The organism is Nocardioides sp. YIM 152588 (assembly GCF_040191335.1).
Taxonomy (GTDB): Bacteria; Actinomycetota; Actinomycetes; order Propionibacteriales; family Nocardioidaceae; genus Nocardioides.
Map to the genome: position 1 here is coordinate 43,856 of NZ_JBEGDJ010000026.1, position 15,069 is coordinate 58,924.

Here is a 15,069-nt window from a genome sequence, read left to right on the forward strand (position 1 = left end):
GCTCGGGCCGAGCGAACGGCAGCGGGGCCGAGGCCTCCTGCGCGCCGCCCAGCGGGGGCAGCTCCGACGAGGGGCGCGGCACCCGCGGGGGCATGTCGGGCGCGCTGCTGGAGCCGAAGTATCCACCGACCATCGCGGTTCACCTCTTGTCTGGGGGTGACGGGGTCCGTCACGGATGTCGTGGGCCCCTTCCCCAGGGCCCCGTGCACCACCGATCCAACAATGTCGACACGGAGACATTGCGGCGACGCGCCGCAGCGAGCGCGACGAATATCGACACGGCGACACCGGCGCCCCCTCGGAGTCCGCGTCAGCCGCCGAGGCAGCGCATCGCCACGGTCCGTACGACGGCCTCGCCGGCCTCGTCGGAGGCGGCCAGGTCGACCTCGGCCTCGATCACCCAGTCGTGGTGCCCCTCGGGGTCGTGGATCGTCTGGGTCGCCGACCACGTCCCGGCCCCCTTCTCCACCCGCAGCAGCGACGGGCCGCGGGCGTCGGCGTCGAGCAGCACCTTGTTGTGCTCGGCGTAGTACTCCTCCAGCGCGTCGTCCCAGTCCTGGCGGGAGAAGTCGGGCTTCTCCAGGCCGTCGACCGCGGCCAGCCCGTCGACGTCGTCGCGCGCGACCAGCTCGACGCGGCGCCACAGCGCGTTGCGCACCATCACCTCGAAGACCCGCCCCTGGGCGGAGAGCGGGCGGGGCGGCGGCGGGGGCGCGTCGAGGTGCGTGTCGGCGGTGATCCGTTCGGGGTGGGTCAGCGTCTCCCACTCGTCGAGGAGCGACGAGTCGACCTGACGCACCGTCTCCCCCAGCCAGTCGACCAGCAGCTCCAGCTCGGGGGTGCGCAGGGAGGCCGGGACGGTCTGCCGCAGCGCCCGGTAGGCGTCGGTGAGGTAGCGCAGCACCAGCCCCTCGGAGCGCGCCACGCCGTAGCGGCTGACCAGGGCCGTGAAGCCCATACCCTCCTCCCACATCTGGCGCACCACCGACTTGGGCATCAGGGCGTCGACCGCGAGCCACGGGTGCCGCTCGCGGTAGGTCTCGTAGAGCGGCTCCAGCAGGTCGGCGAGCGGCTCGGGCCAGGTGATCTCCTCGACCAGCGCCATCCGCTCGTCGTACTCCACGCCGTCGGCCTTGAGCGCCGCGATCGCCTCGCCGCGTGCCTCGTGCCGCTGGGCGAGCAGCAGCGGGCGCGGCGCCTCCAGCACCGCCTCGACCACGGAGACCAGGTCCAGCGTGTACGTCGCGGAGTCGGGGTCGAGCACCTCCAGCGCGGCCAGGGCGAAGTGGGACAGCGGCTGGTTCAGCGCGAAGTCCTCGGGCAGCGCCTCGGTGAGCACGTAGCGCCGCCCGAAGCCGTCGACCTCGTCGAGGCGGGTCAGCACCTCGGAGGCGACCAGGCTGCGCGCGAGCCGGACCGCCCGCTTGGCGAGGCGCAGCTGGGTGCGCCGGTCCTCGTGGTTGTCGGTCAGCAGCCGGCGCATCACCGCGAAGGCGTCCTCCTCGCGGGAGGCGACGTTGACCAGCATCGCGTTGTCGACCTTCATCTGGGACTTCAGCCGCTCGGGCCTGCCCTCGACCAGCTTCGTGAAGGTGGCCTCGGTCCACACCACCGAGCCCTCGGGCGCCTTCTTCAGCTGCGCCTTGGACTTCCGCTTGGCGAGCTTGGCGTCGCTCATCGCGGCGTTCTTGGCCGCAGCCTTCGCCTTCGCCTTCTCGTTCTCGATCACGAACTCGGGCGCCTGCACCACGACGTACCCGGCCGTGTCGAAGCCGGCGCGGCCGGCGCGACCGGCGATCTGGAGGAACTCCCGGGTCCGCAGCACCCGCTGCCGGCTGCCGTCGAACTTGGCCAGGCCGGTGAACAGCACGGTCCGGATCGGCACGTTGATGCCGACGCCGAGGGTGTCGGTGCCGCAGATGACGGTGAGCAGCCCGGCCTGGGCGAGCTGCTCGACGAGGCGCCGGTAGCGGGGCAGCATCCCCGCGTGGTGCACGCCGATGCCGTTGCGCAGCAGCTTGGACAGGGTGGTGCCGAAGCCGGCGGCGAACCGCACCCCGGCGAGCCGCTCGGCGATCTCCTCGCGCGGCTTCTTGAAGCCGGCGGCCAGCAGCGAGGTGCCGTGCTCGACGGCGGCGGCCTGGGTGAAGTGGACCACGTAGACGGGGCCCTGGCCGGTGCTGACCAGCTCCTCGAGCGTCTCCGCCACCGGCGTCAGCGACCACGTGAACGTCAGCGGCACCGGCCGCTCGGCCTGGTCGACGACGGCGGTCTCCCGTCCGTTGCGGCGGGTCAGGTCCTCTGCCAGCTCGGTGACGTCGCCGAGGGTGGCCGACATCAGCAGGAACTGCGCCTGCGGCAGCTCGATCAGCGGCACCTGCCACGCCCAGCCGCGTCCGGGCTCACCGTAGAAGTGGAACTCGTCCATCACGACCATGCCCACGTCGGCCTGCGCGCCCTCGCGCAGCGCGATGTTGGCCAGCACCTCGGCGGTGCAGCAGATGATCGGTGCGTCGGCGTTCACGGCGACGTCGCCGGTGAGCATGCCGACGTCCTCGGCGCCGAAGGTGGCGCACAGCTCGAAGAACTTCTCGCTGACCAGCGCCTTGATCGGCGCGGTGTAGAACGTGACCCGGTCGTCGGCCTGGGCGACCATCGCGGCCGCCATCGCGACCAGCGACTTGCCGGAGCCGGTCGGCGTCGCCAGCACGACGTTGTTGCCGGCCATCAGCTCCAGGGCCGCCTCCTCCTGGTGCGGGTAGAGCTCGAGGCCACGCTCGGCGGCGTGCTCGAGGATCCGCTCGTAGGCGCGATCGGCGGCGGTACTGCTCTGGTTCATCAGTTCCTTCAGTCGTCCCGCGCCCGCGGGTGCGCGGTGGCGAAGACCTCGCGCAGGTTGTCGACGGTCACGAGCGTGTAGATCTGGGTGGTGGTCACCGAGGCGTGGCCCAGGAGCTCCTGGACGACCCGGACGTCGGCGCCGCCGTCGAGGAGGTGCGTGGCGAACGAGTGCCGCAGGGTGTGCGGGGAGACGTCGCTGCCGAGTCCGGCCCGCTCGGCGGCCTTGACCAGCACGGCCCACGCGGACTGGCGCGACAGCCTGCCGCCGCGGGCGTTGAGGAACAGCGCCGCCCCACCCGCGGCGGACCCGACCAGGGCGGGGCGCCCCCGCACGAGGTACGCCGACAGCGCCTGCCGCGCGTAGGAGCCGACGGGCACCAGCCGCTCCTTGCCGCCCTTGCCGCGCAGCAGCACGACGGCGTCCTCGGGGTCGTCCTCCAGCACCGCCGAGACGTCGTCGACGTCCAGCCCGACGACCTCCGAGATCCGGGCGCCGGTGCCGTAGAGGATCTCCAGCAGCGCCCGGTCGCGCAGCGCGAGCGGGGTGTCGTCGGCGCCGGCGGCCTCGAGGAGCGCCTCGACGTCGGAGAGCGGCAGCGCCTTGGGCAGCCGCTTGGCCGGCGTCGGCGGCCGCACCCCGGCGGCGGGGTCGGCCACGGCCAGCCCGTCGCGGACGGCGAACTTGTGGAACCCGCGCACCGCGACCACGGTGCGGGCGGCCGAGGCCGCGCCCAGCGGCGGGTGGTCGGCGTCGCCCTCGCGCAGCCGCATCAGGAACTCGGTCACCGTCGTCGGCGTGACCGCGTCGAGCTCGTCGATCCCGGCCCGGTCCAGGAACTCGCAGTAGCGGCGCAGGTCGCGGCGGTAGGAGACCAGCGTGTTGGCCGCGAGGCCCTTCTCGACGCCGAGGTGGTCGAGGTAGGTGCGGACCGCTCGGTCGAGGGTCACGGCACTGCTCACCGCCTCAGGCTAGGGCATGTCTCCCGGGCCGGCGTCGTCACCCGGTACGACGCCGGGCCGCCGCGTGGGCGAGCACCGCCTGGACCGTGGGGCCGTCGGCGACGGTGCCGTCCAGGATCCGCTCGACCAGCGCGTCGAAGGGCACCCAGAAGGTCTCCAGCTCCGCCTCCTCGTGCTCCGGCTCGAAGCCGCCGCGGTCCGCGGGGCTGAGGCCGCGGGCGAGGAAGAAGTGGAGTCGCTCCTCGGTGTAGCCGGGCGAGCTGTAGGTGGAGAGCAGCGGGGTCCACTCGCTGGCGGCGAGCCCCGCCTCCTCGACGAGCTCGCGCCGGGCCACCTCGATCGGCTCCTCGTCCGGGGCGTCGCGCACCCCGGCGGGCAGCTCGACCAGCCGGTGGCCGGTGGCGTGCCGGTACTGGCGCTGGCAGAGCACCCGATCCTCGTCGTCGATGGCGAGCACCACCACCGCGCCCGGGTGCTCGACGACGAAGCGCCGGAAGGGCGCCTCGTCGTCGGCACCGGGTCGGGTGACCAGGTCACTGCGCAGCGCGACCACCCAGCCGCTGCGGAAGACCTCGTCGGTCTCGAGGACGGGCCAGGTCTCCGGCAGGTCCTCGGGTGCGCCGCCGGCCACGCTCAGGCGTCGACGTCGGCGGTCTCGACCTGCGCCTCGACCGGGGACTCGTCGATCTCGGCGTGCAGGTTGCTGTCGTCGATCTCGAGGCGGGTCTCCCGCTGGCGCTTGATCGCCGCCTTGACCAGGCCCGCGAACAGCGGGTGGGGGCGGGTCGGGCGCGACTTCAGCTCCGGGTGGGCCTGCGTGCCGATGTAGAACGGGTGGACGTCGCGCGGCAGCTCGACGAACTCGACCAGGTCGAGGTCCGGGTTGAGGCCGGAGAAGACCAGGCCGGCGTCCTGGAGCGCCGTGCGGTAGCCGTTGTTGACCTCGTAGCGGTGCCGGTGCCGCTCCTCGATCATCTCGGCGCCGTACAGCTCGCGGGCCAGGGTGCCGCCGCCGAGCTTGGCCGGGTAGGCGCCGAGGCGCATCGTGCCGCCGAGGTCGCCGCCGCCGTGGACGATGTCCTTCTGCTCCTCCATCGTCGCGATCACCGGCTCCGCGGTGTCGGGGTCGAACTCGGTGGAGCCGGCCGTGGCGAGGCCCAGCTCGGTGCGCGCGTACTCGATCACCATGCACTGCAGGCCGAGGCAGAGGCCCAGCGTCGGGATCTGGTGGGTGCGCGCGTAGGTCAGGGCGCCGAGCTTGCCCTCGAGGCCGCGGATGCCGAAGCCGCCCGGCACGCAGATCGCGTCCACGTCGGAGAGCTGCTTGGCGGCGCCGGCCGGGGTCTCGCACTCGTCGGAGGGGATCCAGCGCAGCTCGACCTTGGCCTCGTTGGCGAAGCCGCCGGCGCGCAGCGCCTCGGCCACCGAGAGGTAGGCGTCGTGCAGGTCGATGTACTTGCCGACCAGGGCGACGGTGACGTGCTCCTTGGGGTGGTGCACGCGGCGCAGCAGGTCGTCCCAGAGCGTCCAGTCGACGTCGCGGAACGGCAGGTTCAGGCGGCGCACGACGTAGGCGTCGAGGCCCTCGCGGTGCAGCACCTTGGGGATGTCGTAGATCGAGGGGGCGTCGGCGGCGGTGACCACCGCGTCCTCGTCGACGTCGCACATCAGCGAGATCTTGCGCTTGATGCCCTGCGGCAGCTCGCGGTCGGCGCGGCAGACGATCGCGTCGGGCTGGATGCCGACCTGGCGCAGCGCGGCCACGGAGTGCTGGGTGGGCTTCGTCTTCAGCTCGCCGGACGGGCCGATGAACGGCACCAGCGAGACGTGCAGGAAGAAGCAGTTGTCGCGGCCGATCTCGTGGCGCACCTGCCGGGCGGCCTCGAGGAACGGGAGCGACTCGATGTCGCCGACGGTGCCGCCGATCTCGGTGATCACCACGTCGACCGGGTCGGAGCCGTGGCCCATGGCCAGAATCCGGTCCTTGATCTCGTTGGTGATGTGCGGGATCACCTGGACGGTGTCGCCGAGGTACTCGCCCTTGCGCTCCTTGGCGATCACCGAGGAGTACACCTGACCGGTCGTCACGTTGGCGATCTGGTTGAGGTCGGTGTCGAGGAACCGCTCGTAGTGGCCGACGTCGAGGTCGGTCTCCGCGCCGTCGTTGGTGACGAAGACCTCGCCGTGCTGGAACGGGTTCATCGTCCCGGGGTCCACGTTCAGGTACGGGTCGAGCTTCTGCATCGTGACCCGCAGGCCGCGCGAGCGCAGCAGCCGACCGAGGCTCGAGGCCGTGAGTCCCTTGCCCAGGGAGGAGGCCACTCCTCCGGTCACGAAGAGGTGCTTTGCCTGCCGAAAAGATCCGCTACCGGGCGCCATGTTCACGGGATTCCATCCTATCCGTTCGAGGCTCAACTAGCACGCTGGCGGGACTCGTGTCGCCGGCGCGTGTCGCGAGCGGCCCCGTGTTCCTCCTGCGCGAGGTCGAGGAGCTCGCGGGCGTGCGCGAGTGCCGTGTCGGAGCCGGCGAGGCCGGCCATCATCCGGGAGAGCTCGTTCTCCCGGCCCGCGTCGTCGAGGGTGGTGAGGCCCGAGCTGGTGACCGACCCGTCGGAGGCCTTCTCCACCACCACGTGCCGGTCGGCGAAGGCGGCGACCTGGGGCAGGTGCGTGACCACCAGCACCTGGGCGTCGCGGGCGAGCCGCGCCAGCCGCCGGCCGATCTCGACCGCGGCCGCTCCGCCCACGCCCGAGTCGACCTCGTCGAAGACGAAGGTCGGGACCGGGTTGGTGCCCGCGAGGCAGACCTCCACGGCGAGCATCACGCGGGAGAGCTCGCCGCCCGACGCGCCCTTGTTCAAGGGCCGCGGCTCGGAGCCGGTGTTGGCCGCGAGCAGGAACTCGACCTCGTCGATGCCCGAGCGCCCGAAGCGGACCCAGGTGCTGTCGACCTCGAGTCCGTCCGCGGGCGGGTCGGCGGGATCGGCCGGGGCCGCGACCGGCTGGTGCCGCACGGCGATCGTGAGCCGCGCGTGGGGCATCGCCAGGCCGGTCAGCTCGTCGGAGACCGCCCCGGCGAGGCGCGTGGCGGCCTCGGCGCGGGCGGTGCTCAGCGCCGCCGCGGCGGCGGCGAGCCGTGCGCGCAGGTCGGCGCGCTCGCGCTCCAGGTCGGCGATCCGGTCGTCGGTCGAGTCCAGGTCGCCCAGACGCAGCGCGGCGGACTCGGCCCAGGCGAGCACCTCGTCGACCGTCTCCCCGTACTTGCGGGTCAGGGCGATCAGCGCCGCGCGCCGCTCGGAGACGCCGGCCAGCCGGGCCGGGTCGACCTCGATCCCGGAGGCGTAGGAGGCGACGTCGGCGGCGACGTCGGAGAGCAGGTAGCTGACCTCGGCGACCCGGTCGGCCAGCCCGGCCGCCTCCGGGTCGTGGTCCCGGACGCCGTCGAGCAGCCCGCGGGCCGCGGCCACCGCGGCCATCGCGTCGGGGCTGCCGTGCTCGCTGGAGAGGGCCTCGCGCGCCTGCTCGGCGGCGCCGCGCAGCGTGTCGGCGTGTCCCAGCCGCGCCTCCTCGGCGGCCAGGGCGTCGTCCTCGCCCGGCTGGGGGGCGACCGCGGCCACCTCCTCCACGCCGAAGCGGAGCAGGTCGGCCTCGCGGGCCCGCTCCCGGGCCTGCCCGCGCAGGTCGGCCAGGGAGCGCTCGGTGTCGACCAGCCGGGCGTGCAGCGCCCGGTAGTCGGCCAGCAGCGGGTCGAGCTCGCCGAAGCGGTCCAGGGAGTCGCGCTGGGTGCTGGGGCGCAGCAGGCGGTGCTGGTCGGACTGGCCGTGCACGGCGACGAGGGGCTCGGTGAGCGCGGACAGCGTGGAGACCGGGACGGCCGCGCCGCCGGCGTACGCGCGGGAGCGGCCCTCGGCGCTGACGTTGCGGGCGAAGACGACGCGGCCGGACTCGGCCTCTCCCCCGGCCTCGTCGACGGCGTCCTCGAGCCCGGCGATGCCGGCGGAGGCGACCAGCCCCTCCACGCGTGCCTGGCGAGCGCCGGAGCGGACGGCGCCGCTGTCGGCGCGGCCGCCGAGCAGCAGCCCGAGCGCGCTGACCACCATCGTCTTGCCGGCACCGGTCTCACCGGTGATCACCGTCAGCCCGGCCCCGAGCTCGAGCGTCGAGGACTCGATGACCCCGAGCCCACTGATCCGGATCTCCTCGATCACGGTGCCTCTCCTGCGCTTCCGTTCGTCGTGTCCTCGGCGGTCCCCTCCGCCGCGCGCTCCCGCGCGGCCGCGGCCCGGCGCTGCTCCGCGGCGCCCCGCCACCCCTCGACCGACAGCCCGAACTTGGCCACCAGCCGATCCGTGAACGGTGCCTTGTGCAACCGGACCAGCCGCACCGGCCGGAGCCCCCGGCTGACCTCGATCCGGGCACCGGGCGGCAGGTCGACGCTGCGCCGCCCGTCGCACCAGAGCACGCCCGCGCCCTGGTTGCCGGCGAGCACCTCGACGGCGATCACCGACGACGGCGCGACCACCATGGGCCGCGCGAAGAGCGCGTGCGCGTTGAGCGGGACGATGCAGAGCGCCTCGACCTGCGGCCAGACCACCGGGCCGCCGGCGCTGAAGTTGTACGCCGTGGAGCCGGTCGGCGTCGCACAGACGACGCCGTCGCAGGCCCACCGCGAGAGCGGGCGGTCGTCGATCTCGACGACGACCTCCAGCATCCGCTCAGGCGCCGCCTTCTCCACGCTGGCCTCGTTGACCGCGAACGTGGAGTAGACGAGCCGGCCGTCGTGGAACGCGCGGACGTCGAGCGTGAGCCGGTCCTCGGTGGTGTAGCGCTGGTGGATGATCGCGTCGATGGTGGCGGCGACGTCCTCGTGCTCGGCCTCGGCGAGGAAGCCGACGTGGCCGAGGTTCACGCCGAGCACGGGGGTCAGCCGCTTGTGGGTGACCTCGGCGGCGCGCAGGATGCTGCCGTCGCCGCCGATCACGACGGTCAGCTCGCAGCCGCGGCTGGCGTCGGTCTCGGAGTCGGTCACCTCGACCTGCGGGTCGTAGCCGGCCGGGTCCAGCTCCAGGTCCGCGGCCTCGCTGCGGAGCAGCCGGACCACGATGCCGTGGCCGGTCAGCTCCTTGACGAAGGCGCGCGCGACGTCCCGGGCCTCGACGCGGCCGGTGTGGGCGAGCACGAGGACGCGGCGCGGGGTCGCGTACGGCTCGCTCATGGCTCCAGCCTCTCATCCGGGGCGGACGGATCCGCCGCGGCCGTCCCTCGCCGTACGACGTCAGCGATCGTCGCGTCGTCGACCGCCGCCTCGCCGCGGCGCAGCCACAGGAAGAACTCGACGTTGCCCGACGGGCCGGGCAGCGGGCTGACGGTGACCGCCCGGGCGCCCCAGCCCCGCTCGGCGGCCGCCGCGGCCACGGTCAGCACCGCCTCCGCGCGCAGCTCGGGGTCGCGGACCACGCCGCCCTTGCCGACCCGGTCCTTGCCGACCTCGAACTGCGGCTTGACCATCAGGGCCAGGTCGCCGTCCGGCCGCGTGACGCCGAGCAGCGCGTCGAGCACCAGGGTGAGCGAGATGAAGGACAGGTCGCCGACGACGAGGTCGACCGGTCCCCCGATCTGGTCGGCCTCCAGGGTCCGCACGTTCGTCCGGTCGTGCACCCGGACCCGGTCGTCGCTCTGCAGCGACCAGTCCAGCTGTCCGTAGCCGACGTCGACGGCGACCACCTCGGCGGCTCCGGCACGGAGCAGCACGTCGGTGAAGCCACCGGTGGACGCGCCGGCGTCGAGGCAGCGGCGCCCCTCGACCACGAGGCCGGCCGGGCCGAACGCGGCGAGCGCGCCGAGCAGCTTGTGGGCGCCCCGGGAGACGTAGTCGGGGCCGTCGGCGCCCTCGAGGACCACGATCGCGACGTCGGTGGTGACGCCGGTGGCGGGCTTGGACGCGAGGGCACCGGAGACCTTCACCCGCCCGTCGGCGATCAGGCGCGCGGCACGCTCGCGGGAGGGCGCCAGGCCCCTCCGGACGAGCTCCGCGTCGAGTCGGAGTCGGCGCGGGGGCATGGTCAGGCGGGCGTGGGCGGGTCGTCGAGCGTGCGGCGCAGCACGGCGTGCGCGGCCTCGAAGGCGGCCGCGTGCTCGGCGACGGGACGGTCGTCGAGACCGGCGACGGTGGCCAGCACGGCGTCGACCTCCTCGATGTCGGTGCTCGGCGGCGCGGGTACCTCGCTCATGCCTGCAGGCTACCGCCCCGCGCGGCCCGGGGACGGCAGGGCGGACGGCAGGGCGAGGTCGGAGATGTCGGCCACGGCGCCGGACGCGTCGAGGTGCTCCCACGCGGCCGCCGCCACCGCACGCCAGGCGTCGTCGGCATCGTCCGAACCGCCGCCGGCGGCCTCGCCCGCGACGACCAGCCGTCCGTCGTCGACCCGCGCCGACCAGCCGCCGACGCGCCAGCCGCGGTCCGCCCGCTCCGGCGCCGCGTGGGCCCGGGTCAGGCCGGCCAGCCCGGAGGCGAGGTACGTCGGCCGCTGGGCGGGCTTCGCGGCGACCAGCTCGGCGAGCCCGGTGACCCCGGTCAGCACCAGCAGCGAGTCGGTGCCGGCCCGGTCGGCCCCCTCGATGTCGGTGTCGAGGCGGTCACCCACCATCAGCGGGCGCTCGCTCCCCATCCGCCGGATCGTCTCGTCCAGCAGCGGGCGCTCCGGCTTGCCGGCGACGGTCGGCAGCACGCCGGTGAAGTCGCTCAGCATCCGCACCAGCACCCCGTGGCCCGGTGCGGTGCCGGCGGCGGTCGGGATCGTGTGGTCGGTGTTGCTGGCGATCCACGGCAGCCCGTTCCGGATCCGCACCGCGACCTGCATGATGTCGCGCCAGAGCACGTCCGGGCCGTAGCCGGTGAGCACGGCGCTCGCGTCGTCCCCCGGTCCGACGGGGCGCAGCCCGACGGCGGCCAGCGCCGATCGCAGGCCGTCGCCGCCGAGGCAGACGACGGCGGCGGCCTCGGGCAGGCGGTCGGCCGCGACCCGGGCCGCCGCCTGGGCCGAGGTGACCACGTCGCCGGGCGCGGCGTCGATGCCCAGGTAGGTGAGGTGGCTGGCGACCGTCTGCGGGGTGCGCGCCGCGTTGTTGGTGATGAAGGCCAGCCGCATCCCGGCGTCGCGCACCTCGTCGAGGGCGCGCGCGGCGCCGTCGACGGCGTGGTCGCCGATGTAGACGACGCCGTCGAGGTCGAGCATCGCCAGGTCGTAGCGGGCCACGAGTGGTTCCGGGGAGGCATGCAGCACCGGTCCATCCTGTCAGGCCGCCCTCCTGCGGGGTGGTCGGTGCGGGCGCCGTTTCGCCGGCGTTCGTACGATGGCCTGATGGACGCGACGACGCTGGTCACCCCTCCGTACGTCGCGGGACCCCTGCGGCTGGAGCCGTTCGCCGCGCTGCGCCTGAAGCCCGCGCGCGTCGGGGACCCGGCCACGGGGCGCGCCTTCGCGCGCCCGTACCGGGCGGTGGCGTCGCGGTTGCAGCGCTGGCAGCAGCGCGGCCTGGTGGCGCGTGACACCGAGCCGGCGCTGTACCTGCACGAGTACACCTCGAACGGGATCACCATCCGCGGGCTGGTCGGCGCGCTGGACGTCTCCCGGCGCGCGCTGCGCCCCGAGGACCGGGTGGTCCTCCCCCACGAGGGGATCCACCCCGCGCAGGCCGACGAGCTGGCCGACCGGATGGCCGAGATGCAGCTGAACCCGGCGCCGATCCTGCTCGTCCACCACGGCTCGCCGGCCCTGCGGGACCTGACCGGGAAGGTGATGACCGGCGACCCCGACCACGACTTCACCGACCGGTCCGCGCAGCAGCACCGCCTCTGGGCGATCACCGACCCGGACACGCTGGAGCAGATCGCCGCGGAGGTGGCCACCTCCCGTGCGCTGATCGCGGACGGCCACCACCGCTACGCGGCCTACCTCCGGCTCCAGCAACGCGGCATCGGCCCCGGCTACGACTTCGGGCTGGCGATGCTGGTCGACCAGGCCGACACCCCCCTGTTCCTGGGCCCGATCCACCGGTCGCTGGCCGGGACCACGATGGAGCACCTGGAGCAGGCGACGCGACTGCTCGGCCTGGGCTTCACGCGGGTGGACCAGCAGCAGGCGGTCGCGTCGCTCGGGCCCACCCAGCTGGCCGCCACCGACGGCACGGAGTGGGCGGTGGTCACCCTCCAGGTCCCCGACGACAGCGCCGCCGTCGAGGTGCTGCACCGCACGGTGCTGCCGGCCCTGCCCCACGGGCCCTCCACCATCGGCTTCCACCACTCGGTGGAGGAGGCGCTCGACCGCGCCGCGCGCGCCAAGTGCGTCGCCGTGCTGATGCCCGCCCCGTCGGTGGACCAGGCGATGCGGATCGCCGAGGAGGACCGGCTGCTCCCGGAGAAGGCGACGTCGTTCCAGCCGAAGCCGAGCCTGGGGGTCCTGCTGCGCTCGCTCGCGGAGGGCTGACCGCGCCCGAGCGCGAGTCGGCAGAAAGTTTCTGCCGACTCGCGGCTACTCGAGCCAGACCGGCGCGAGCACCGCGGTGTGCTGGACCCGCTCGCCCGTGAAGACCCGGACGAAGAGGTACGGATTCTTCCCCGCCTTCACCGTCGGCCGCCAGACGACCCGGTGCGCGTCGAACGCGCGGCTGGCGACCACCTTGCCGTGCCTCCCGACCACCTGGATCCGGGTGATCCGGTCGTCGTGGTCGAGCACGTCGGGGTCGCGGACCCTGATCCGGAACCGCACCTGCTCCGGCGTACCGATGATCCGGCCCATCCACCGCTTGTTGGCGATGTACCGCGCCCGGAGATTCGTGTCGCGGGTGGAGAAGAGTCGCCGCGCCAGGATCGCCTTGAGCACCTCGTCCCTGCTCAGCGAGGGCGCGACCAGGCCCGTGCGGCACGGCTTCTTGTCGGTCGACTCGGGCACCACCAGCTGCTTGACCTGGTGGCTGTCGAGCGCGCAGGTCGGCGCCACCCGCCAGCCGCGGTCGAGGTGGCGCACGAACGCGTCGTAGTACGCCGACTCCGGTCCGGGCCGGTACCCGACCTGGTTGGAGACCTCGCTGAGGGCCACGATCCGGCGTACCTCCGGGGACAGGCGGTTCCGCCGGGAGGCCGGGTGGCCGCCGCGGCCCGGATGGTTGAACCCCGCGAAGACGGTCCGGGTCCGCGCCGCGCGGGTGAGCCGGCCGTACATCTCCGTGAAGTCCATCCCGGGCGCCTTCGCGTTCAGCATCCCCCAGGTGCCGAAGACCGTCAGGTGGCCCTTGTCGTCGTCGTCATCGCCGCCGTTCTCCGAGTACTCGAAGCCGGAGAGGCCGACGAACTCGCCGTCGACGGTCGCGTCCTCGGCGGCCGCCGTCGCCAGGGCCTGGTAGGCCGCCGGGTCCGTGGGACCGCTCGGCCCGGCGTGCTCGGTCAGCACCAGGAACGACATCCCTGCGCCGGGCGCGGCCGCGAAGACGTCGGCGGGGCCGGAGTCGTCCCGGCCGTGGTCGTTGTAGGCGCCCGTGTGCACGTGCGTCGTGCCGTAGAAGACCCTCATCTTCGGCGGCATCGGTCGTGACGCCGGCTCGGGCTCCTGGGCGGCGACCGGCGCCGGGCCCGCGAGGAGCGAGGCCACCAGCGCCGAGGAACCGGTCACCGTCCCGCAGAGCGCGGCCGTCCGCCGTGCCGACGCCAGCCGCAGCCCCATATGTGTCCCGCCCTCCCCGAGGTGACCACCTGAGAAACACGAAGTGGACCGAGCCTAAGCGCCGGAGAACGGCGTGGGAAGGACGGAGCTGCGCCGGCCACCCCCTCGGGGGGCCTCCGCGGAGGAGCCGATCTCGACCAGCGCTACTCCAGCCAGACCGGCGCCAGCACGGCGGTGTGAGCCGAGCGCTCGCCGTTGAACACGCGCACGAAGAGGTAGTCGTTCGAGCCGGCCGCGACCGTGGGTCGCCAGGTCACGTCGTGCGCGGAGAACGTGCGGGAGGCCAGGACGGCACCGCCACTGCCGATCACCTCGAGCCGCGTGATCCGGTCCTGGAAGCGCCCCGAGTCGGGGTCGCGCACCTCGATGTCCAGCGCGACCTGCGCGGGGCTCCCGAGCTCGCTGCCCATCCACTCCCCGTTCGCCGAGTACGTCGCCCGCAGGTTCGCGTCGCGCGTGGAGTAGATGCGCCGCTCGAGCAGGGCGGCGACGACGTCGTCCCGCGACAGGGACGGCGCGAGCAGCCCGGTCCGGCACGGCTTCTTGCTTTCCGTCTCCCGCTTCGCGATCTGCCGGGTGCCGTGGGAGTCGACCCCGCACGTGGGGGCGACCCGCCACCCGTCGTCGAGGTGCCGGACGAAGGCGCGGTAGTAGGCCGCCTCGTCACTCGCGCGGTAGCGCACCTTGTTGGAGGTCTCGCTCATCACCACCACCGCGCGGCGCGCAGGCGTGAGCCGCGCCGCCGCGGCCGCCGGATGGCCGGTCCCGACAGGGTGGTTGAGGCCGGCGAGCACCGGACCGGACCGGGCGTCGCGCACCAGGAGGTCGAGGAAGCCGTCGAAGTCCATACCGCGGGCGGTGGCGTCGGGGAAGGCCGCCGTCCCGTAGCCGGTGAGGTGGCCGGAGTCGCGGTCCCCGTCGCCACCGTTCTCCGAGTACTCGTAGCCGACGAGCGCGACGAAGTCGCCCGAGCGCATCGCGTCGTCGGCCGCGGCCTCCGCCAGCGAACGGTACGCCGACGGGCGCGCCGGCCCGGTGGGGCCGGCGTGCTCGGTGAGCAGGACGAAGTCGTGGCCGCCGCGTCGGGCGGCGGCGAAAACCTCCGCGGGTCCGGAGCCGTCCATCCCGTGGTCGTTGTAGGCGCCGGTGTGCGCGTGGGTGGTGCCGAAGTAGATCGTCATCCACGGCGCGGCGGCGGCCGCAGCCGGCTGGGACCGCGGCGAGGGCACGAGCACGCCCACGACCAGCGCCGCCACGGCGATCAGCAGGGACATGCGCAGCATCGAGAGCACCCCGTCACGGTAGGAGCGCCGTCGCCAACAGCAGTGGGCGGCGATGCGAACGCAGCGGGACCGTTCCGGGAAATGCGGCGCCGACTGGAGGGGGCGGCATGAAAATTGCCAGAGGGCCATCACCGTGTGGTGATGGCCCTCTGGGGAATGTTTGTCCGGCGGCGTCCTACTCTCCCACAGCCTCTCGGTTGCAGTACCATCGGCGCTGGCAGGCTTAACTTCCGGGTTCGGTATGGGACCGGGTGTTTCCCTGCCGC

At 73.8% G+C, this 15,069-nt stretch carries 12 protein-coding genes and 1 rRNA gene; 1 reads left to right on the forward strand and 12 read right to left on the reverse strand.

Annotated elements, in window-relative coordinates; translation table 11 throughout:
- Window positions 1-310: 310 nt before the first annotated feature.
- Genes ABLM29_RS13575 through ABLM29_RS13615 form a run of 9 tightly spaced genes read right to left on the reverse strand, consistent with a single transcriptional unit; the run spans window position 311 to window position 11,084 of the window.
- On the reverse strand, window positions 311-2,839 hold the full coding sequence (locus ABLM29_RS13575) for a DEAD/DEAH box helicase (protein WP_349714655.1): 2,529 nt from the start codon (window positions 2,837-2,839) through the stop codon (window positions 311-313).
- A gap of 8 nt (window positions 2,840-2,847) precedes the next feature.
- The gene (gene xerD, locus ABLM29_RS13580) at window positions 2,848-3,801 is read right to left on the reverse strand and encodes a site-specific tyrosine recombinase XerD (protein ID WP_349714656.1); all 954 of its coding nucleotides are present in this window, start codon (window positions 3,799-3,801) and stop codon (window positions 2,848-2,850) included.
- A 37-nt stretch (window positions 3,802-3,838) separates the two neighbouring features.
- The gene (locus ABLM29_RS13585; RefSeq protein ID WP_349714657.1) at window positions 3,839-4,432 is read right to left on the reverse strand and encodes an NUDIX domain-containing protein; all 594 of its coding nucleotides are present in this window, start codon (window positions 4,430-4,432) and stop codon (window positions 3,839-3,841) included.
- A 2-nt stretch (window positions 4,433-4,434) separates the two neighbouring features.
- A complete protein-coding gene (gene pyrG / locus ABLM29_RS13590) occupies window positions 4,435-6,180 on the reverse strand; it encodes a CTP synthase (protein ID WP_349714667.1) in 1,746 nt (581 codons plus the stop codon).
- Window positions 6,181-6,212: 32 nt separating this feature from the next.
- A complete protein-coding gene (recN, locus tag ABLM29_RS13595; RefSeq protein WP_349714658.1) occupies window positions 6,213-8,009 on the reverse strand; it encodes a DNA repair protein RecN in 1,797 nt (598 codons plus the stop codon).
- Window positions 8,006-9,016 (reverse strand): NAD kinase, encoded by a 1,011-nt coding sequence (locus ABLM29_RS13600; protein ID WP_349714659.1) that lies wholly within the window; start codon window positions 9,014-9,016, stop codon window positions 8,006-8,008. Before ABLM29_RS13600 ends, recN begins: the two co-directional genes overlap by 4 nt.
- Window positions 9,013-9,861: a TlyA family RNA methyltransferase gene (locus tag ABLM29_RS13605; RefSeq protein ID WP_349714660.1), complete on the reverse strand. Its 849-nt coding sequence runs from the start codon at window positions 9,859-9,861 to the stop codon at window positions 9,013-9,015. The genes ABLM29_RS13600 and ABLM29_RS13605 overlap by 4 nt, the downstream gene beginning before the upstream one ends.
- A gap of 2 nt (window positions 9,862-9,863) precedes the next feature.
- Complete coding sequence (locus ABLM29_RS13610) at window positions 9,864-10,031, reverse strand: hypothetical protein (protein WP_349714661.1); 168 nt, start codon at window positions 10,029-10,031, stop codon at window positions 9,864-9,866.
- Window positions 10,032-10,040: 9 nt separating this feature from the next.
- Window positions 10,041-11,084, reverse strand: coding sequence for an HAD-IIA family hydrolase (locus tag ABLM29_RS13615; protein WP_349714662.1), 1,044 nt, complete (start codon window positions 11,082-11,084; stop codon window positions 10,041-10,043).
- Window positions 11,085-11,162: 78 nt separating this feature from the next.
- Here ABLM29_RS13615 and ABLM29_RS13620 point away from each other — a divergent pair, with 78 nt between their 5' ends.
- Window positions 11,163-12,287 carry a DUF1015 family protein gene (locus tag ABLM29_RS13620; RefSeq protein WP_349714663.1) on the forward strand — a complete coding sequence of 375 codons (1,125 nt, stop codon included), beginning with the start codon at window positions 11,163-11,165 and terminating at the stop codon, window positions 12,285-12,287.
- Between the two features lie 45 nt (window positions 12,288-12,332).
- On the opposite strand, the gene ABLM29_RS13625 is transcribed toward ABLM29_RS13620, so the two are convergent.
- From ABLM29_RS13625 to rrf, 3 genes are all read right to left on the reverse strand, one after another.
- Window positions 12,333-13,520, reverse strand: coding sequence for a hypothetical protein (locus ABLM29_RS13625; RefSeq protein ID WP_349714664.1), 1,188 nt, complete (start codon window positions 13,518-13,520; stop codon window positions 12,333-12,335).
- 143 nt (window positions 13,521-13,663) lie between these two features.
- Complete coding sequence (locus tag ABLM29_RS13630; protein ID WP_349714665.1) at window positions 13,664-14,812, reverse strand: CehA/McbA family metallohydrolase domain-containing protein; 1,149 nt, start codon at window positions 14,810-14,812, stop codon at window positions 13,664-13,666.
- A gap of 153 nt (window positions 14,813-14,965) precedes the next feature.
- A 5S ribosomal RNA gene (rrf, locus tag ABLM29_RS13635) occupies window positions 14,966-15,069 on the reverse strand; the annotation flags it as partial.